The following is an 18,481-nucleotide window of genomic DNA, read 5'->3' as shown; positions in this document are numbered from 1 at the left end:
GAGTGTGCTCCAAACGTTTTGTAGTAGAAAGTCGTGCACTACTACCGCGAAAAAAGTGGGCCGGATTATGCCAGAAAAGCCCAAAAAGAGTAGGGTCCTCCCGTCGTAACGGCGATATTCCGTCATTACGCAGTGAATTTACCTGCGCTGAACCGTTTTAGTGCCGGGTATCTGACGGCGTGTCGACACCCGCGCCAGCAAACAATTGAGCGATATCGGCGGCATCAAACTCGTAACGCTCATTGCAAAACTGGCAATCGATCTCGATTTTGCCACCCTGTTCAGCGACCAGTGCCTGCGCGTCTTCCAGCCCAAGACTGACCAGCGCATTGCCGGAGCGTTCCCGGGAACAGCTGCAATTGAAGCGCAGATGCTGCACATCAAACAGGCGAACCTGCTCTTCATGGTAAAGACGGTGCAGCACCGTTTCGTTGTCCAGACTCAATAGTTCATCGGCCGCCAGCGTGCTGGCCAGCGCGGTGATGTGCTGCCAGCTCGCGGCGCGATCTTCTTCGTCTTTCAGGCGATCGGCCGGCAGTTGCTGCAACAGCATGCCCCGGGCGCGACGGCCATCGGCGTACAGCTTGAAACGGGTGCCAACCTGCTGCGACATGACGAAGTAGTTGGTGAAGCAGTCGGACAGGGTTTCGCCGTCAAGGTCGACGATGCCTTGATAGCGCTGCCCCACAGTCGGATCGACGGTCAGCGCCAGAACGCCGTCAGGCATCAGATCGCTGAGGGTGGCGTCCGCAGCAATCTGCTCGGCGTTGTAGCGCGCCAGGCCGCGGATCTCGCGCTCGCTGGAACATTCGATCATCAGCATCGGGATCGGGCCCTCGGAGCGCGCCTGCAAAATCAGCAAGCCATCGAACTTGAGCGTGCCGACCAGCAACGAAGCCGCCGCCATCAGTTCGCCGAGCAACTGCGCGACCGGCTCCGGGTACGGGTGTTTGGCGAGGACTTCGGCGTAGCTGCGCTCCAGCGCCACCAGTTCGCCGCGAGTGTCGCTGTCATCGAAGATGAAGCGTTGAGTGAAATCGGTATCCGCTAGGTCGGTCATAGGTCTGGGTATCTGAAGTGATGACAAAATGGTTACAAAACGTGAAAATTTGCGCTTGCTGGCACTTTTTTTGGCGCCGGCGCTTTTTCGCCATGGGAGGCATTTTATGAACAATCCGGGTTTGTTCCAATCAAGGTGGAACCTCGGCCGGCTGGTTCTGTGCAACGTAGTGCCACTGGCGCTGCTGGCTTTCTGGTTATGGCCTACGGGCCAGCTGCTGTGTGTGGTTTTCGACGAATGGCTGTTCCGCTCGCTCAATATGCCATTGGCCAGCCACCCGATATGGCTCCACATCTGGGCAATTGCAAGTCTGCGTCCGTTCGACATCGTTGTCGGGTTGATCCTGCTGTCACTGCTGATCAAGGGCGACTGGGTATTCCGGTCGATTGATGTACGTCGCGCATTCTTCGGTTTTTTCTCGATCCTGCTGTTGATGGTGGTGATTCGCGCGCTGTTTTCCAGATTCGCCGATCACATGGGCTGGCAGCACAGCAGTCCCTCAATGGTGATTGAGGGCGCCGTGCACCTCAGCGACTACTTTCCCCACCTGGAAAAAACCTGGGAATTGAAAGACCGCTCGGGCCAGAGTTTCCCCGGCGATCACGCTTCGGTGCTGTTGATCTGGGCGCTGTTCATGGGCGTGTTCAGCCGCACTGTTGCGCAATTTCTGACGGTCTGGGGCTTGGCGCTGCTGTTCATGCTGCCGCGTCTGGTGGCCGGCGCGCATTGGGGTCAGGACGATTACATCGGCGGTGTGCTGCTGGCGGTATGGGCGTTGGGTTGGGGTTATTACACGCCGTTTGCCTATCATGCTTCGAACTTATGCTTGAAGCTGACCGCACCGATTTTCGCCCTGATGGGCAAGTTGCCGATGGTGTCGCGGATGAGCGTGGTGTCCCGCGCAAACTGACAAACCTGTGGCGAGGGAGCTTGCTCCCGCTCGGCTGCGCAGCAGTCGCTAACCGGACGATGCGCTTGTGGTTTGCAAACACTGCCCGACCGCACAGGGCGTCCTTCGGCCGCCGGCGGGAGCAAGCTCCCTCGCCACAACTTGCGTTCAGCGCTTAATCGTCGTGGCTGTTGCCACGAAACTTGAACAAGTCGCGCCGCTGCTTCTTGCTCGGCTTGCCATCGGTGCTCACGCCCAAAGATCCGGCCTTGCGCATCGCCGCAGCCGCTTCACGTTTGGCAACGCTCGCCTCAGTCTCGCAATACAACGTCTGCGCCTCAGGTGCGCCGCGTCGTACGATCGACAAGGCTTCGACCCTCACCGTGCGCACGTCGAAACCTGTACGAATCTCGAACTCATCACCGATGCGCGGTTCTTTGCCCGGTTTGCAGCGCTCGCCGCGACAGTGCACCTTGCCACTTTCTATCGCCGCTTTGGCCAAGGCACGGGTTTTATAAAAACGCGCCGCCCATAACCATTTGTCGAGACGGACCTTGTCGTCCTCCTCCTGTTTTTGCGCCATATGAATTCCTCAGTCAGCCAGTAGTCGGAACTGTACTACCGTTTCTGGCGGGCGCAACAATCCAGCCCTCCAGATAAACTGTGATCTTCGCCGCCTGAGCGGCCTGGAGTGACCAAGTGACCCGATTTCCTTCTTCCTTAACCTCGCCCAAATACGGCTGCCAAGGCTGCCAGGAAAGCGAGCCACTGCACTTCGATTTCGCCTTCGCCTATCAACCTATCGTTGACCTGCGCGACCAGTCCGTATTTGCCCATGAGGCATTGGTCCGGGGCGTGGCGGGCGAAGGCGCACTGTCGGTGTTAAATCAGGTTACAGAAGACAACCGCTACCGTTTCGACCAGCTCTGCCGGACCCGCGCCATCGAAGGTGCGGCCAGTCTTAATATGCAGACACACTTGTCGATCAACTTTTTGCCCAACGCCGTCTACCGTCCAGAGCTGTGCATCCGCAGCACGCTGGAGGCCGCCAGAAAACACAACTTTCCGATCAACCGACTGATTTTCGAAAGCGTGGAAAGCGAGCATGTAGATAATTATCGCCATTTGACCAATATTCTGCGTGAATACCGCGAATTCGGCTTCAAGACCGCCATCGACGATTTCGGTGCCGGTTATTCGGGGCTCAATCTGCTGGCTGATTTCCAACCGGACCTGATCAAACTCGACATGGCGCTGATTCGCAATGTCGATCACGACCGTGTCCGCCAGGCGATCGTACGGGGGATTGTCACAATCTGTGCGGAGTTGGACGTTACAGTCATTGCCGAAGGCATCGAGAGCGCCGGGGAACGGGATTTTCTGGCGGACTGTGGAATATTTCTGATGCAGGGTTACTGGTTCGCCAAACCTGCATTCAAAGCCTTGGCCCAAGTGCCATCCGAGGCCTGGACGCGTTAACCGTTGGTTATTTTCATTGAAGACATTTGATCATTTGACCGTTGTCGGTCTGCGCGAGTGGGTGGCGCTCCCGGGTCTGGGAGTCGCCGGTCTGCGCGCGAAGATCGACACCGGTGCCAGTACCTCCAGCCTGCACGCCACTGACATCGAGCCGTTCGAGCGCGACGGCGAAAAGTGGGTGCGCTTCACCGCGCATCTGGGCACGGTGGTGCAATTGCGTCACCGGCGTTGCGAAGCGCCGCTGGTCACGCGCAAGACCATTAAAAGCTCCAACGGCCACGCGCAAGTGCGCTACGTGATCAGCACCACCCTGGCCCTCGGCGACCGGGTCTGGCCGGTCGAGTTCACCCTTGCCTGCCGCAAGTCCATGCGCTATCGCCTGCTGCTGGGTTCCAAAGCCTTGATCGATGGTCAGTTGGTGGTCAATCCGGGCATCAAATATGTACAAGACAAGCCGGTGTTCCCGGTATCTACCTTTTCCACAGGTGTTGCATGAAGATCGCTGTGCTGTCGCGAAACCCGCGTCTGTATTCCACCCGCCGTCTGGTTGAAGCCGGAACCGAGCGCGGGCATGAAATGGTGGTGATCGACACCTTGCGCGCCTACATGAACATCGCCAGCCACAAGCCGCAGATCCACTACCGCGGCAAACCGCTGGAAGGTTTCGACGCGGTGATTCCGCGGATCGGTGCATCGGTGACGTTTTATGGCTGCGCGGTGTTGCGCCAGTTCGAAATGATGGGGGTGTTCCCGCTCAACGAGTCGGTGGCCATCGCCCGCTCACGGGACAAATTGCGTTCGCTGCAACTGCTGTCGCGCCGCGGCATCGGTCTGCCGGTAACCGGTTTTGCCCACTCGCCGGACGATATTCCCGACCTGATCGACATGGTCAACGGCGCACCGCTGGTGATCAAAGTGCTGGAAGGCACCCAAGGCATCGGCGTGGTGCTGTGCGAAACCGCGACGGCGGCAGAGTCAGTGATCGAGGCCTTCATGGGCCTGAAGCAGAACATCATGGTCCAGGAATACATCAAGGAAGCTGGCGGTGCGGACATCCGTTGCTTCGTCGTCGGCGACAAGGTGATCGCGGCGATGAAACGTCAGGCCAAACCGGGTGAATTCCGCTCCAACCTGCACCGTGGCGGCAGCGCCAGTCTGATCAAGATTACCCCGGAAGAACGCATGACTGCGTTGCGCGCAGCCAAGGTCATGGGGCTGGCGGTGGCGGGGGTGGATATCCTGCGCTCCAATCACGGGCCGCTGGTCATGGAAGTGAATTCGTCGCCGGGCCTGGAAGGGATCGAGACCACCACCGGGAAGAATGTGGCGGGGATCATCATCGAACACCTGGAGAAGAATGGCGGGCCAAACATGACGCGCACCAAGGGCAAGGGCTGAGGTCTGGCAAACAGATAAAAAAAGGGCCGCACCCTGCCAAGGAGACGGCCCCGGAAAATCGTCAATCCTGTTACCGCGCAGTAATCACCGACAACTTGGTGATCCCGGCGCGCTCGATCGAAGCCATGGCTCGCGCCACTTCGCCGTAGTTCACCCCGTCATCGGCCTGCAACTGCACGCGCACTTGCGGGTCCTTGGCCTTCGCCGACTGGAGACTCAACTCCAACAAGTCCGGCTGAATCTCATCCTTGTTGATAAACAGCTTGCCGGCAGCGTCAATGCTCACCACCAGCGGGTCCTTTTGCTCAACCGGCGCGACCGCCTCGGTCTTCGGCAAGTTGATCGGTATCGCATTGGTCAGCAGCGGCGCGGTGACGATAAACACCACCAGCAGCACCAGCATCACGTCCACTAACGGCGTCACGTTGATCTCGCTAAGCACCTCGTCGCTGTCTTGCGTGGAGAAGGCCATATCAGGACGCCTCCTTCACTTTCGTTGCGTTGCCCGGCGCTGCAACCTTGTGCGCAGTCGGGTGGATCAGCACCCTGAATGCACTCTTCTGCGCCAGGCTGTAGAAGTCATGGGCGAAGTCATCAAGATCCGCCGCGGTCAGTTTCAAACGCCGTAAAAAGTAGTTGTAAACCAGCACCGCCGGCACCGCGACGGCGATACCCACACCGGTCGCAACCAGTGCCGCACCGATCGGGCCGGCCACGGTCTCGAGGCTCGCCGAACCGGCCGCGCTGATGCCCTTCAATGCCTCCATGATTCCCCATACCGTGCCGAACAGACCAATGAACGGCGAGGTGCTGCCAATACTTGCGACGACTGCCAGACCAGTTTCCAGCGAACGTCGCTCACGCACGATCTGCTGGCGCAAGGCGCGTTCCAGGCGATCCTGATGGTTGATCGCCTGGCTCAGATCACTGGTCTGCGGCGCCTCGCCCACCTGTATCGCCGCATACCCGGCCTGAGCCACCCGTGCCGCGGCGCCGGGCCGGGTTTCGCTCAGCTCGGCGGCAGCGTCCAGACTCGACGCCGCCCAGAAGCGCTTGTGGAACTGGCGGTCCTGCGCTTTCAGGCGCCCGAACTGCACAGCCTTGAGCAATGCCAGACCCCAGGTGGCGACGGAAAAAACCACCAGCAGCCAGATCACCGCGCTTTCGATGGATTCCAGTGGAGATGCCAGTAACGTCATGATGTGTTCCCTCGTGTAAACATTTCGCGCGAATTTGGTTTCGGTTTAATGAATCTTGAAATCGATGGGCACGCTGACCCAGCCGTTCTGGGCGACATCACCTTGCTTGGCCGGGACAAAACTCCAACGCTTGACCGCGTTCAGTGCGGCGTCGTCGAGCTGTTGCCGGCCACTGCTTTTCTGAATCTGGATCTCGCCCGGTTTGCCGCTGGCCAATACCTGCACGCGCAATAACACCGTGCCTTCCCAGCCTCGTCGCTGAGCCAGCGCTGGATATTCCGGTGCCGGGTTTTTCAGGTAGGCGGCACTGGCCGAAGCCGGCGTGACCGGTGCAGGCGCCGGAGCTGCGGGTGGCGCTGGCGCGGCGACCGGGGCGGCAGGTTTCGGTGGTGCTGGCGGTTGCTCGACTGCTTTGGGCGCCGGTTTTGGTGCAGCCTTGATCACCGGTTTGGGTTTCGGGGCTGGTTTGGGCGGTGGCTTCACCGCCAGTTCGTCTTCTACCGGCGCTGGCGGCTCGACCACAGGCGCCGGTGGCGGCACGACGGCCGGAGGCGCTGGTGGTGCCGGGCGTGAAAATTCGATAGTCATCGGTGGAATTTCCGGCGGCACGACGGGTAGCACCGGTGTCGGTTTCTGGCTGATCCAGTAGATCACCGCGCCATGCACCAGCAGCGCCAGCACGCCAAGCAAAATGGTTTCGCGCCGGCTCAAAGTCCCCTTGGGCGCACGCTGCAAACGCAACTGCCCTAACGGCAGGCGGTGCGGCCGGCCGAGATCGACCAGTTCGCCAACCGGCGATTGACGCCACAGCAATTCCCCTGCGCTGGCGGCGGTCTGGACATTGCCCATTGATTCACTCCCTGCGGTCTTTTGCGTTCGCTACAAAAACTGTCGATCCACCGTTTGTTGAATCCCCCACGGTCGATTGACGAGTCGATCATTGGGCCTTTCGCTTATCTCCGAAAGTAACCTTTGACGTTATAGCTAGGCATTTATGGAATAAAAAACCGGTCATTTTTTCCAAAGCCGCACGCCGCGCGGGCTGCAGCGATGGCTAAAAAACCGCATGCTTTGCAGGCATCGAAAGTATTCACTCGCGGCATCAAAATCCGGCATCGCTCATCAGAAGTCATAGCGGCCGGTGACGCCCAACGTGCGCGGCGTGCCCAGCAAGCCTTCATAGCCGCCGTTGCCGCCCGTCCAAAGGGTCGTGTAGTAGGTTTTGTCGAAGGCGTTTTTCAGCCACAGCGACACGTCCCACTGCCCCTGATTGAAATCGCCGCGCAGGCCCGTGGAGAAGTTGACCACGGCGTAGCTGGGGATCTGGCCGTAATCGGAATCCTCAACCGTGCCCACCGCTTTGGAGCGGAACGCATAACTGCCGGTGACGTAAGGCTCGAAGCCGTTATCGAGGTTCCATTTGTATTCGCCGTTGGCGTTGCCGATCCATTTCGACGCGCCGACCACTTGATGGCCGCTGAGGTCGCAGGAGGCCGGTGCGCCAGGGGCCTGGCTGACTTCAGGTGGGCACGGCGCATCTTTGTAGGAGAGATAGCTGACGTCGTTATAGGAGCCGTTGAAATTCAGGGTCAGGCCACGCAGCGGCACCACCATGCTTTCGAACTCGACGCCGCGCGAGCGCACGGAACCGGCGTTGGTCAGGTACTGCACGCGGTTCGCGGCGTCGTAGGCGTTGGTCTGGTAGGCGTTGACCTGCGTCCAGAACACGTTGGCGTTGAGTTGCAGGCGGTGATCCCAGAGGGTGCTTTTGAAACCGAGTTCGGCGTTATTTGCGCGTTCGGTACCGATCAACAGCGAGTCGGCGCCAGCAGTCGGTGCAGAGCCGACCGCAAGGTTGACCCCACCGGATTTTTCGCCGTGGGACAGCGTGGCGTAACCGAGTACATCGTCGGTGATGCGATAGCTCAGATTGAGCAGACCGGAGGGGCTGGAGCTGTACTGATTCAAGTCACCTGAGTCGTAGGCGCCGGCACGCCCCCGGCGCGCATTGGCTGCCGCGCCAGCCACCGCCACCGCCACACCGCCGACCGGCGCGTTGCGGCTGACCCAGGCGTTTTTCTCTTCATAAGTGCCACGCACCCCGGCGGTGAAGTCCAGACGCTCGGTCAGGTGCCAGGTGCCTTGGGCAAACAGGGCGAAACTGTCGGTCTTGATATGCCCATTGCCGACACTGGTGACATTGGCCAAGGCGCCTGCCGGCGTGCCGTTCCAGATATCTGCCTGCGGGCCGTACCAGGCGAAGGATTTGTTGTCCAGGTCCGAGCCGAAATAGTAGGCGCCGACGACATAATCGAAGAACTCGCCCTTGGGCGAGGCCAGGCGAAATTCCTGCGAATACTGTTTGTCTTCCACCGACACCCCGGCGTTGTAACTGGCCGGCACGTTGAGGCCGTCGTCGTTGCGCGGGGTGAAATTCCAGAAGCGATACGAGCTGATCGAGGTCAGGGTGAAGTCGCTCGGCAGCGTCCAGTTGGCTTCCACCGACGTGCCGCCCTGATGCACGGTGACGTGCTGCTCGTTGTCGAGATTGACCTTGCGGTGCCGGCCATTGACCAGCGTCGCCCCGGCCACGCTGGCCCGCGACTGATAAAGATTAACGCCGTTGATGGTCGACCCGGTGTTGTAGAGCACGCGAGTGCCTGCACTGGAATCTTCTTCGTTGTAATCGCCGATCCAGCGCAGATTGAAATCTTCATTGGGCTTGAACAGCAACTGCGCACGGAACCCCTCGCGCGAACCGCCGTTGAGGTCATGACCGTCGTATTCATTTTTGATGTCGCCGTCACTGCGCGTGCGATAAGCGGAAAAGCGTCCGGCCAGTTGATCGTTGAGCGGCCCGGAAATCGTGCCCTTGGTCTGAAAATAACCGTCCTCGCCCACCGATGTTTCGATGCTGCGCTCAGGCGTGAAACTGGGCGCGCGGGTACTGATGTTGATCACCCCGGCGGTGGTGTTTTTGCCGAACAGCGTGCCCTGCGGCCCACGCAGAACTTCGAGCTGTTCGATGTCCATCAGATCGAACACCGCCATCCCCGGGCGCCCCAGATAAACGTTGTCGATGTACAAGCCGACGCTGCCTTCCAGTCCATCACTTGCCGGGTTGTTGCCCAGACCACGGATCGACACGCTGGACTGGCGCGCGTGCATGTAGGCCACATTGACGCTGGGCACCAGTTGCTGCAAATCCTGAATGCGGTAGACCCGCTGCGCCTCCAGGTTCTGCCCGCTGACCACGCTCATCGGCGTCGGTACGTCTTGCGAACTCTCCTCGCGGCGACGGGTGGTGACGGTCACGGTTTCCAGTTGCGAACTGTTGGCCGCCGCCTTATCTGCCGGGACCGGCAGCGGGGTTTCGGCCTCGGCAGCATAACCGTGGGTCCAACTGGCGCTGCCTGCCAGTAACAGGGCCAGAGGCAGGCGTTTGAGCCGTCGGGGTGATGGGGGTGACACGAGGTTCAACGGACTCATGGCGCGGCTCCTGGTCAAAAAACACACAGTCATCTTCAGCGCTGCATATTCTTTTGAGTTATTTATTTATGGATTTACAAATATTTACTGCATAAGAGATTGCCTTTATAAGGAGTCGACCTAATGCATATCCAATGCATTTCCCGGATATTTTCCATGTGAAAAATGCATATCGATCTGCGCCAACTTCGTCACTTCATCGCCCTGGCTGAACAACGCAGCTTCGTCGCTGGCGCACAGGCGGTGAACCTGTCGCAATCGGCGTTCAGCCGCAGTATTCAGGCGCTGGAACACAGCGTTGGCTGCCAGTTGGTCGACCGTGGGCGCAAGGAATTGCCGCCGACCAAACAGGGTCAGGTGCTGCTCGAACATGCGCGGCGACTGGTCAGCGGCGCGCAACAAATGGCCAACGAGATCAGCAAGTTCAATGGGCTTGAAGCCGGAGAATTACGCTTCGGTTGTGGGCCGGCGCCGGCAGCCGGATTGATTCCGCGCGCGATTGGCGCCTTCATCGGCCGTTACCCGAAAGCGCGCGTGCAGTTCCAGGTCGATGACTGGCAGAGCCTGAGCAAACGCTTGCTGAGCGAAGAGTTCGAGTTCTTCGTCGCCGACACCCGGCAATTCGAGGCCGACCCGGATTACCTGACGCACCGATTGCGGCCGCGCAAATGGCATTTCTGCTGCCGCGCCGGGCATCCGCTGACGGCGTTTGCACGCGTCAGCGCCGAGCAGTTGATGAGTTATCCACTGGCAGTGAGCATTCGTCCGCCGAACCTGCGCAAGGTCATCGTCGACCTCAGCGGCCGCCCGGATTTCACGCCCAGCGTAGAGTGCGAAAACAGCTCCAGTCTGCTGAGCGTGGTGCTGCGTTCGGAGGCGATCGGGATTGTCGGCGCTTATTCCGATGCGCTGCATCTGGCCAAGGCTGAGCTGGTGTGCCTGAAGATCGAAGGCCTGGCCGATGATCTTGAGGAGCTGTACACCCGCTACGGGATCGTCAGCCGCGCGGGGTATCGATTGTCGCCGTTGGCCGAGGCGATGATTGAGCAGATCAAGGCGATTGATGCGATGGATGAGGAGGTGTGTTCGTTGGAGAATTTCGCAGTCTGATTGGGCCCCTTCGCGAGCAGGCTCGCTCCCACATTTGAAATGCGTACCTCTGTGGGAGCGAGCCTGCTCGCGAAGGGGCTGATGCAATCGCTGCATAAATCTCATTCCCCAAATGCACTTGCCCAACACCCCCACCGAAAGCGAAAACCCTCACCTGTCCCATTGACCGGTGAACCCCATGCCCACCCCGCCCAATCCCGTGCGCAACGTGCTCTACATCATGTGCGATCAACTGCGCCGCGATTACCTGTCCTGCTACGGCCACCCGCATCTGCACACGCCCAACATCGATCGACTCGCTGCTGAAGGCGTGCGCTTTTCCCGCGCTTATACCCAAGGCACGATCTGCGGCCCGTCGCGGATGTCGGCTTACACCGGACGCTACGTCAGCAGCCATCAGGTGGCGTGGAATGCCGTGCCGTTGCCATTGGATGAACTGACGATTGGCGATTATCTGCGTCCCCACGGGATTCGTACCGCGCTGGTCGGCAAGACCCATGCGACCGCAAATGTCGACGCCCTGCAGCGTCTGGCGATCGACCCTGGAAGCGATCAAGCCACCATCCTCAACGAAGTCGGTTTTGAACCGTACATGCGCCATGACGGCATCTATCCCGACGATCCGCTGTTTGACGAAAAACGCGAATCCGCGCCTTACACCCACTATCTGCGCGACCACGGTTTCGACGGGCGCAATCCCTGGCACGACTGGGCCAACGCCGCCGAAGGCGAAGATGGCGAAATCCTCAGCGGCTGGAAAATGCGTCATGCGAATTTGCCAGCACGTATTCCCGAGCAACACTCAGAGACCGTCTACACTACAAATCGCGCCATCGACTTCATCACCGAGCAAGGCGAAAAATCGTGGTGTTTACACCTTTCCTACATCAAACCGCACTGGCCCTACATCGTACCGGCGCCGTACCATGCGCTGTACAGTACGAAATCGATTCTCGAACCGGTCCGCGCGACGCCCTCCGAAGCCAGCAATCACCCCGTCTACACTGCCTTTCGCCTGCATGAGGAAAGCCTCAATTTTTCCCGCGATTCAGTACGATTAAAGGTAATCCCCACCTACATGGGCCTGGTCAAGCAAGTGGATGATCAGTTGGGGAGGCTGTTGGATTTTTTGCAGAGCAACGGGCGCTGGGAGGACACCTTGATCGTGTTCACCAGCGATCACGGCGACTTTCTTGGCGATCACTGGCTCGGCGAAAAGGAGTTTTTGCTGGAACAGGCAGTGGGTGTGCCGCTGGTCGTGCGCGATCCGCGGGCAGCGGCGGATGTCACTCGCGGCACAGTCGATGAGCGCTTGGTGGAAACCATAGACGCGCTGCCGACATTTCTTCAGGCGCTGGGATTACCGGGAGCCGAGCACCGGCTCGAAGGGCGCTCGTTGATACCGCTGCTGCTGGGCGAGAATCCGGGTTGGCGCCGCTATGCAATCAGCGAATACGACTACGCCTTCCAGGCCCCGGCGCGCGAACGCCTCGGCCAGCCAATCGACCGCTGCCGTATGACCATGGTGCGCAGCGAGCGCTGGAAATACCTGGCGTACGACGGTTTTCGACCGCAGCTGTTTGATCTGCTGAATGATCCGCAGGAGCTGCGCGATCTGGGGGATGACCCGGCTTATGCGGCGGTGCGCGAGGAGCATCTGGGGTATCTGTTCGAGTGGGTGCGTGGGTTGAAGCGGCGTACGACGATCAGCCATGAAGAGATCGATTTTCGCGGGCAGCGGTTTCGTTATGGTGAGCCTGAAAGCGAGAAGGTCGTTCAGATCGGCGTGTGGTAAACGTCCTTCGCGAGCAGGCTCGCTCCCACAGGGTTTGGCGTCGATCACATCCGTTGTGTTCGACAAAAATCCACTGTGGGAGCGAGCCTGCTCGCGAAGAGGCCCGATCAGACGCCGACGATATCCGCGCCTTTGATGGTCTGACTGCGCTGCCCATTCACGCCCACCGGCACTTCGCCCTTCAGCGTCACCCGGCGCACCACGCGATCCTGGGTGCCGTAATCATCGATCGCATAATGCTGCGTCGAGCGGTTATCCCAGATCGCCACATCACCAGCCTTCCAGCGCCAGCGCACGGTGTTTTCCTGGCGGATCACATGGCTTTGCAGCAAGCCGAACAGGTGCGCCGAATCCGCCTGCGAATAGCCCTTGATGCGCTTGACGAAATGCCCCAGCAGCAGGCTTTTTTCGCCGCTGACGGGGTGCACGCGCACCACTGGATGCTCGGTCTCGTAGACCGTGGAGGTGAACACCTTGCGATAACGCTCGAGTTTTTCTGCCGATACATCCGGTTTGGCGCTGGCGTAGTCGTATTCGTTGCTGTGCACGGCGACGAGTTTGTCGGCCAGTTCACGCAACTCGCTCGGCAAGCCGCTGTACGCCGTCGCGGTGTTCGCCCAAAGGGTATCGCCGCCAAAGGCCGGGGCGACTACCGAACGCAGGATCGAGGCTTTCGGGTAAGCGTCAACGAAGGTCACGTCGGTGTGCCAGGAGTTGGCGCGCTGCCCTTCGGCGCCGTCCAGCTCGAGCAGATAACGCGTGCCTTCGCGCGAAGGGACCGTCGGATGCGCCACCGGCTCGCCGAGCAGATGAGCGAAGGCTTCCTGGCGCTGATCGTCGAGCTGAGTCTGCTCGCGGAAGAACAACACTTTGTATTCGACCAGCGCCTGTTGAATCGCTTCGACAGTGGCCGCGTCCAGCTCACCGGACAGGTGCACACCGCGAATCTCGGCGCCGATACGGCCGGCCACCGGGTGAATGTCCAGCGTGTGGAGAGCGGGTTTTACAGCGAGTGCGGCATTGCTCATGGGAAGACCCTCATCGACTGCTTGCGGTTGAACGGCAGCGAAACAACGCTCTATCTATATTCCATTTACATCTAATAGATATTTACATGCTTCGTTGACGGAATAAGAGGTTGCATTTAAAACCTCTAGCAACCCTCGTCGCAAATGCCTTCGAGCTATTTTTAGGATGCCAGAAAAGCATATGGACCTTCGCCAGTTGCGCTACTTCATCGCCCTCAATGAGCACCGCAGTTTTGTCCGTGCGGCAGACGCGATGGGCATCACCCAACCGGCGTTCAGCCGCAGCATCCAAGGGCTTGAGCAGGAGTTCGGCTGCGTATTGGTCGATCGCGGCAACAAGGATTTGCGCCCGACGCCAGAAGGTCAGGTCGTGCTGCAACACGCCCTGACCCTGGTACAGGGCGCGGCGTTGCTCAGCGCCGAAGTGACGCAGATGACCAAGCTCGATGCCGGCGAAGTGCACTTCGGTTGCGGCCCGGCGCCGGCGGTGAAACTGGTGCCGGATGCGGTGGCGCAGTTCATCAACGCGCACCCGAAAGTACGCACCTGCTTCCAGGTGGACAACTGGGAAAAACTCAGCCGAGCGCTGAGCCGCGAAGAGATCGAATTCTTCATCGCCGACATCCGCCATTTCGAGGCCGATCCGAACTTTCAGACCCAACCGCTGACGCCCAAGCGCGGGGTGTTTTTCTGCCGACCGGGGCACCCGTTGCTGGCCAAGGAAAGCCTGTCGACCAACGACATGTTCGACTACCCGCTGGCCGCCACGCTGATCCCGCCGGGCATTCGCAAGCTGCTGGCGAACCTCAGCGGGCGCATCGATTTTTCGCCAACCATCGAAACCGAGCACTTTCCGGCACTGGTCAAAGTCGTGTTGCAATCCAATGCGATCGGTGTCGGCACGGAGGAGGCATTTGTCGAGGACGTCGCCAAGGGTTCGCTGGTGTTATTGCACTGGCGCAACCTGCCACAAAACCTTGAGAGCATGAACGCACGCTGCGGCATCGTCAGCCGCACCGGGTTTCGTCTGTCACCGGCGGCCCGGGCGATGATCGAGACGCTGGTGGCGGTGGATCGCCAAGAAGATCGCGTTGCTGTTTAGAACGCCATCGCGAGCAGGCTCACTCCTACAGGGGAACGCATTCCAGATGTAGGAGTGAGCCTGCTCGCGATAGCGCCAGACCAGACGCCGAAAATTCAAAGTTGCGCTGCAGAAAGCTCAGGCGCCACCCAATCACTGACCTTGAACGGTTTGCGAATCAGCTTCTGCTGCGCCGCCAGGTCGACCTTGTCCTGCAGGCTGCTGAGGAACACCGGGTCCAGCGTCGAGGGGAAAATCTCGCTCAGATTCTGATCTTTCAGATCCTGAGCGAGGATCACTGGCGGATAGCTCGCCAGCCCCGACACCAACTGTACATAGGCGTCTTTGTTGCTGTCCTGAGTCAGCCATTGCACAGCCTGTTGTTGCGCCTTGAGCAGTCTGGCGATGACTTCAGGGTGCGCGTCGACAAACTTGCCGTTGCCGAGCAAAACCGCCTGCACGCTACCAGCGCCGCCAAGGTCTTTGGTGTTGAGCGGCAACTCCGCCAGGCCTTTGGCTTGCAAAGCACTCAAAGCGGAGCTGCCCCACGAGGCATCGATCTGTCTGGCCGCGAGCGCCGACACCGCTGCGTTGAAATCCAGATTGATGACTTTCACATCCTTCTCGCTCAAGCCCTGGCTCGCCAGCGCCGCATCGAACGACAGCTGCGTCGCCGTCCCACGGAAGATCGCCACGCGTTTGCCTTTGAGATCCTGCAGGGTCTTGATTCCCGAACCCGGCACCACGCCAAGGTATTGCTTGACGCCGCGCGCGGACGCGCTAAGCAAGCGCGTGTCCAGGCCGTTCGATTTGCCGATGATCGCGGCGAGATCACCGAGATAGGCCAGATCCACCTGGCCATTGGCAAACGCCTCGTTGATCACCGGTCCGGCGCCCTTGAAGAAGCTCCACTGAATCTTGATGCCCTGCTCGGCGAAGGCCTTTTCGAAGATCTGCTGATCGCGCAACACATCAACGATACCGCCGCCGCTGTGCTGCGTACCGGCGCTGAGGTCGGGCACGGCGATGCGAATCTCCTTGAGCTCCTCGGCCTGCGCACTGAGCGCAAGCAATCCTGCCAGTGCCGGGGCGGCCAACAGGCTGATGACACGTTTGAAGGGAAGGTTCATGGGTGCGGCTCCTTGATCGCTGAGAAGCCGAAAGTAGGCTGAATGCGCACCTTCACTTAAATACTATAAATGCACATTTTTATAGTTTTTTGCGCTAAGCAAGCGTAGCCGGGGGCTGTAGCGGCGTATGCATTAAGGACATCGAAAATATTCTTCGAATGCATTGGATGCGCGTCGCCCTGGAAGCCTTAAATGGTCTTGCTTATCTCTTAATAGAATTGATTTGAATTTTGTTAGACCAATATTGCATAACCGCACGTCATCTGTGGGAGCGGGCTTGCTCGCGAAGACCCTGTGCCATCCACCATCACTGGCACCTGACACTACGCCTTCGTGAGCAAGCCCACTCCCACAGAGGCAAAGCGGTTCGTCATGCAACCCGACAACGGAGGTCACCCATGGCCCGTCAATCCCTGCTCAGCCTGCCGCTGGCCGCGCCGCCGCTGAAAAGCCGCCGCTCCTGGCCAAGTCTGAACCAGCGTCTGTTGCCCTGGCTGCTGCCCATCAGTCTTTTTGCCCTGTGGTGGTTGGCCGCGCGCAATCAGTGGATGAGCGAGCAGATTCTGCCGACGCCATCGCTGGTCTGGAGCAGCGCTGTCGAACTTGCGCAAGGCGAGCTATGGAGTCATTTGTGGATCAGCCTGCAACGGCTGTTCTGGGGTTTGCTTGGAGGTATTTCGGCAGGCGCGATGCTGGGGGCCACGCTGGGTTTCAGTCGGCGTCTGGAGCGCTTGATTTTCCCGACCTTCGCCGGGTTGGCGCAGGTGCCGACGCTGGCGTGGATTCCGCTGTTCATGGTGTTTTTCGGCATCGGCGAAGTGTTGAAACTGGTGGTACTGATCAAAGCCATCGTCGTACCGGTGACCCTGCACACGCTGGTCGGCGTACGCGATGCGCAACCGAAACTGCGCGAAGCCGCCGCCGTGTTGCGCCTGCCGCCGCGTCTGTTGATTCGTCGGCTGGTACTTCCTGCTGCGCTGCCGGCGTTCATGGCCGGTGTGCGCCTGGCACTCGCCGCCGGCTGGACATCGCTGCTGGCGGTCGAGCTGCTCGCCTCCAGCGAAGGCATCGGTTACCTGATGGTCTGGGCGCGGCAGCTGTTCATGCTCGATATCGTGTTCGTGTGCATCGTGATCATCGGGCTGATCGGCGTGGCCATGGATCGCGGCATCGGTTTGCTTGACCGTAAACTGGTGCACTGGCCGCATCCGGCCACCGCGGAAATTCGCCGCGGCCCGCGTTATCAGGGCTGGCAGCGCCTGCAACCGTGGCTGTTGCCACTGGGCTTGCTGGCGCTGTGGCAGGTGGCGAATGATCAGCAGTGGGTCGACGCGAATATTCTGGTCAGCCCTGTGGCCGTGGTGAGCACGACATGGGATGGCCTGCTCGACGGCACGCTGGCCAACGGCATGGCGTTGAGTTTGAGCCGCACCCTCGGCGGCTTGCTGCTCGGTGGCGGACTCGGTTTCGCCCTGGGCCTGCTGCTGGGACTGTCGCGTTTGAGCGAACGCTTGCTCGGCCCGACCCTTGCCGCGTTGCGCCAGATCGCCATTTTCGCCTGGGTGCCGCTGCTCACGGCGTGGTTCGGTCTCGGTGAGTTGGCCAAGTGGGTATTCGTCGCCCTCGCCGGGTTTTTTCCGCTGTTTATCGCCACCCAGCGCAGCGTCGCCAACCTGTCGCCGCAGCTCAACGAAGCGGCGCAAGTGCTGCGCCTGAGCCTCGGCCAGCGCCTGCGTCGGCTGGTGCTGCCGGGCGCTGCGCCGGGGATTTTCGCCGGACTCAGGCTAAGCCTGATTTACGCCTGGCTTGGCACCATCGGCGCCGAATATTTCATGCCGTCCAACGGTGGCATCGGCAGCCAGATGATCGGCGCACAGCAACTGCTGCGCATGGATCTGATCATGGCCGGCATGCTCTTGGTCGGCCTCACCGGCGCCTTGCTCAACCAGATTGGCCAACGCCTGGAAATTCGCGCCACTCGCTGGAGACACGCATGAACGCACCGATTGTCAGCTTCAACCACGTAGGCAAATCCTTCGACGTCGACGGTTTCGAGCTGGAGGCCATTCGTGAATTCAACCTGGACATCGCCGAGGGCGAATTCGTCGCCATTGTCGGCTCCAGCGGCTGCGGCAAATCTACCCTGCTGCGGTTGCTGGTCGGCCTCGATACGCAATTTCGCGGGCAGATCGACGTCGATGGCAAAGCCGTCAGCGGCATCGGCGGCGAGCGCGGCATCGTCTTTCAGGAGCACCGTTTGTTTCCCTGGCTGACCGTTGCCGACAACATCGGCCTGGGCCTGGTCAACGAGCCGCTGAGTGCGGCGCAAAAGCAACAGCGCATCAGCGATTTCATCGATCTGGTCGGCCTGCGCGACTTTACCCGCGCTTACCCGCATCAGCTCTCCGGCGGCATGGCACAGCGCGTGGCAATTGCCCGAGGCCTGGTCGCCAGCCCGAGGATCCTGCTGCTCGACGAGCCCTTCGGCGCCCTCGACGCACTGACCCGCCAGCAAATGCAGGACGAGCTGCTGGCGATTCGCGAACGAGCAAAAATCACCACAATCCTGGTGACCCACGATGTCGAGGAAGCAATTTTTCTTGCCGACCGCGTGGTGGTGATGGAGCCGCGCCCCGGGCGGATCAAGCAAGTGGTCGACATCGCCCTGCCCCATCCACGTCAGCGCAGCAGTTTCGACTTCCATCAACTGCGCGAAGAACTGCTGCACGAACTGACCAATGATGACCATTACCAACCGAGCGCACCGGTGCAGATCCGCGATCTGCCGCTGACGTTCATTGCCTGCTGAACAGGAGTTCCGCC

General features: G+C 60.0%; 17 protein-coding genes. 9 read left to right on the top strand and 8 right to left on the bottom strand.

The window, feature by feature from the left end:
• Positions 1 to 157: 157 nt before the first annotated feature.
• Positions 158 to 1,060 (bottom strand): Hsp33 family molecular chaperone HslO, encoded by a 903-nt coding sequence (gene hslO / locus HU765_RS06040; RefSeq protein ID WP_186548548.1) that lies wholly within the window; start codon positions 1,058 to 1,060, stop codon positions 158 to 160.
• Positions 1,061 to 1,166: 106 nt separating this feature from the next.
• Here hslO and HU765_RS06035 point away from each other — a divergent pair, with 106 nt between their 5' ends.
• Positions 1,167 to 1,970: a phosphatase PAP2 family protein gene (locus HU765_RS06035; RefSeq protein WP_186619401.1), complete on the top strand. Its 804-nt coding sequence runs from the start codon at positions 1,167 to 1,169 to the stop codon at positions 1,968 to 1,970.
• A gap of 154 nt (positions 1,971 to 2,124) precedes the next feature.
• Here the strand turns inward: HU765_RS06035 and HU765_RS06030 are convergent, their stop codons facing one another.
• On the bottom strand, positions 2,125 to 2,532 hold the full coding sequence (locus HU765_RS06030; protein WP_186548552.1) for a S4 domain-containing protein: 408 nt from the start codon (positions 2,530 to 2,532) through the stop codon (positions 2,125 to 2,127).
• Positions 2,533 to 2,648: 116 nt separating this feature from the next.
• Here HU765_RS06030 and HU765_RS06025 point away from each other — a divergent pair, with 116 nt between their 5' ends.
• Genes HU765_RS06025 through rimK form a run of 3 tightly spaced genes read left to right on the top strand, consistent with a single transcriptional unit; the run spans position 2,649 to position 4,826 of the window.
• Entirely contained in the window at positions 2,649 to 3,428 is a 780-nt protein-coding gene (locus HU765_RS06025; protein ID WP_186619400.1) for an EAL domain-containing protein, read from the top strand.
• A 34-nt stretch (positions 3,429 to 3,462) separates the two neighbouring features.
• Positions 3,463 to 3,924 carry an ATP-dependent zinc protease gene (locus HU765_RS06020; RefSeq protein ID WP_186548710.1) on the top strand — a complete coding sequence of 154 codons (462 nt, stop codon included), beginning with the start codon at positions 3,463 to 3,465 and terminating at the stop codon, positions 3,922 to 3,924.
• Entirely contained in the window at positions 3,921 to 4,826 is a 906-nt protein-coding gene (gene rimK, locus HU765_RS06015) for a 30S ribosomal protein S6--L-glutamate ligase (protein ID WP_007949201.1), read from the top strand. Before HU765_RS06020 ends, rimK begins: the two co-directional genes overlap by 4 nt.
• A 70-nt stretch (positions 4,827 to 4,896) precedes the next feature.
• On the opposite strand, the gene HU765_RS06010 is transcribed toward rimK, so the two are convergent.
• The 4 genes from HU765_RS06010 to HU765_RS05995 all read right to left on the bottom strand — a co-directional run bounded on the left by HU765_RS06010 (position 4,897) and on the right by HU765_RS05995 (position 9,514).
• On the bottom strand, positions 4,897 to 5,298 hold the full coding sequence (locus HU765_RS06010) for a biopolymer transporter ExbD (RefSeq protein ID WP_186619399.1): 402 nt from the start codon (positions 5,296 to 5,298) through the stop codon (positions 4,897 to 4,899).
• A gap of 1 nt (position 5,299) precedes the next feature.
• Positions 5,300 to 6,025, bottom strand: a complete 726-nt coding sequence (locus HU765_RS06005; RefSeq protein ID WP_186619398.1) for a MotA/TolQ/ExbB proton channel family protein — start codon at positions 6,023 to 6,025, stop codon at positions 5,300 to 5,302.
• A gap of 45 nt (positions 6,026 to 6,070) precedes the next feature.
• The gene (locus HU765_RS06000) at positions 6,071 to 6,874 is read right to left on the bottom strand and encodes an energy transducer TonB (RefSeq protein ID WP_186619397.1); all 804 of its coding nucleotides are present in this window, start codon (positions 6,872 to 6,874) and stop codon (positions 6,071 to 6,073) included.
• A 273-nt stretch (positions 6,875 to 7,147) separates the two neighbouring features.
• Complete coding sequence (locus HU765_RS05995) at positions 7,148 to 9,514, bottom strand: TonB-dependent receptor (RefSeq protein WP_186619396.1); 2,367 nt, start codon at positions 9,512 to 9,514, stop codon at positions 7,148 to 7,150.
• A gap of 165 nt (positions 9,515 to 9,679) precedes the next feature.
• Between HU765_RS05995 and HU765_RS05990 the strand changes: the two genes are divergently transcribed.
• Entirely contained in the window at positions 9,680 to 10,624 is a 945-nt protein-coding gene (locus HU765_RS05990) for a LysR family transcriptional regulator (RefSeq protein ID WP_186619395.1), read from the top strand.
• 178 nt (positions 10,625 to 10,802) lie between these two features.
• On the top strand, positions 10,803 to 12,419 hold the full coding sequence (locus HU765_RS05985; RefSeq protein WP_186619394.1) for an alkaline phosphatase family protein: 1,617 nt from the start codon (positions 10,803 to 10,805) through the stop codon (positions 12,417 to 12,419).
• A gap of 107 nt (positions 12,420 to 12,526) precedes the next feature.
• On the opposite strand, the gene HU765_RS05980 is transcribed toward HU765_RS05985, so the two are convergent.
• Positions 12,527 to 13,447 (bottom strand): TauD/TfdA family dioxygenase, encoded by a 921-nt coding sequence (locus HU765_RS05980; RefSeq protein WP_186619393.1) that lies wholly within the window; start codon positions 13,445 to 13,447, stop codon positions 12,527 to 12,529.
• Positions 13,448 to 13,628: 181 nt separating this feature from the next.
• Between HU765_RS05980 and HU765_RS05975 the strand changes: the two genes are divergently transcribed.
• On the top strand, positions 13,629 to 14,549 hold the full coding sequence (locus HU765_RS05975) for a LysR family transcriptional regulator (protein WP_186619392.1): 921 nt from the start codon (positions 13,629 to 13,631) through the stop codon (positions 14,547 to 14,549).
• 95 nt (positions 14,550 to 14,644) lie between these two features.
• Here the strand turns inward: HU765_RS05975 and HU765_RS05970 are convergent, their stop codons facing one another.
• Complete coding sequence (locus tag HU765_RS05970; RefSeq protein ID WP_186548572.1) at positions 14,645 to 15,658, bottom strand: ABC transporter substrate-binding protein; 1,014 nt, start codon at positions 15,656 to 15,658, stop codon at positions 14,645 to 14,647.
• Positions 15,659 to 16,056: 398 nt separating this feature from the next.
• On the opposite strand from HU765_RS05970, the gene HU765_RS05965 reads away from it, so the two are divergent.
• Together HU765_RS05965 and HU765_RS05960 are read left to right on the top strand one after the other, a co-directional pair.
• A complete protein-coding gene (locus tag HU765_RS05965; RefSeq protein ID WP_186619391.1) occupies positions 16,057 to 17,655 on the top strand; it encodes an ABC transporter permease in 1,599 nt (532 codons plus the stop codon).
• Positions 17,652 to 18,467 (top strand): ABC transporter ATP-binding protein, encoded by an 816-nt coding sequence (locus HU765_RS05960; RefSeq protein WP_186548577.1) that lies wholly within the window; start codon positions 17,652 to 17,654, stop codon positions 18,465 to 18,467. Before HU765_RS05965 ends, HU765_RS05960 begins: the two co-directional genes overlap by 4 nt.
• Positions 18,468 to 18,481: the final 14 nt, after the last annotated feature.

Origin of the sequence: Pseudomonas sp. SWRI81, from assembly GCF_014268545.1 — a bacterium.
Classification (GTDB): domain Bacteria; phylum Pseudomonadota; class Gammaproteobacteria; order Pseudomonadales; family Pseudomonadaceae; genus Aquipseudomonas; species Aquipseudomonas hamedanensis.
This window is presented reverse-complemented; position numbering and strand designations above follow the sequence as displayed.

Bases quoted from the DNA above. Each gene is read 5' to 3' on its own strand.
- hslO (WP_186548548.1), bottom strand. From the start codon at position 1,060: ATGACCGACCTAGCGGATACCGATTTCACTCAACGCTTCATCTTCGAT.
- HU765_RS05965 (WP_186619391.1), top strand. From the start codon at position 16,057: ATGGCCCGTCAATCCCTGCTCAGCCTGCCGCTGGCCGCGCCGCCGCTG.
- HU765_RS06000 (WP_186619397.1), bottom strand. From the start codon at position 6,874: ATGGGCAATGTCCAGACCGCCGCCAGCGCAGGGGAATTGCTGTGGCGT.
- HU765_RS05975 (WP_186619392.1), top strand. From the start codon at position 13,629: ATGGACCTTCGCCAGTTGCGCTACTTCATCGCCCTCAATGAGCACCGC.
- HU765_RS06035 (WP_186619401.1), top strand. From the start codon at position 1,167: ATGAACAATCCGGGTTTGTTCCAATCAAGGTGGAACCTCGGCCGGCTG.
- HU765_RS05995 (WP_186619396.1), bottom strand. From the start codon at position 9,514: ATGAGTCCGTTGAACCTCGTGTCACCCCCATCACCCCGACGGCTCAAA.
- HU765_RS06010 (WP_186619399.1), bottom strand. From the start codon at position 5,298: ATGGCCTTCTCCACGCAAGACAGCGACGAGGTGCTTAGCGAGATCAAC.
- HU765_RS05990 (WP_186619395.1), top strand. From the start codon at position 9,680: ATGCATATCGATCTGCGCCAACTTCGTCACTTCATCGCCCTGGCTGAA.
- HU765_RS06030 (WP_186548552.1), bottom strand. From the start codon at position 2,532: ATGGCGCAAAAACAGGAGGAGGACGACAAGGTCCGTCTCGACAAATGG.
- rimK (WP_007949201.1), top strand. From the start codon at position 3,921: ATGAAGATCGCTGTGCTGTCGCGAAACCCGCGTCTGTATTCCACCCGC.
- HU765_RS05985 (WP_186619394.1), top strand. From the start codon at position 10,803: ATGCCCACCCCGCCCAATCCCGTGCGCAACGTGCTCTACATCATGTGC.
- HU765_RS06005 (WP_186619398.1), bottom strand. From the start codon at position 6,025: ATGACGTTACTGGCATCTCCACTGGAATCCATCGAAAGCGCGGTGATC.
- HU765_RS05970 (WP_186548572.1), bottom strand. From the start codon at position 15,658: ATGAACCTTCCCTTCAAACGTGTCATCAGCCTGTTGGCCGCCCCGGCA.
- HU765_RS05980 (WP_186619393.1), bottom strand. From the start codon at position 13,447: ATGAGCAATGCCGCACTCGCTGTAAAACCCGCTCTCCACACGCTGGAC.
- HU765_RS05960 (WP_186548577.1), top strand. From the start codon at position 17,652: ATGAACGCACCGATTGTCAGCTTCAACCACGTAGGCAAATCCTTCGAC.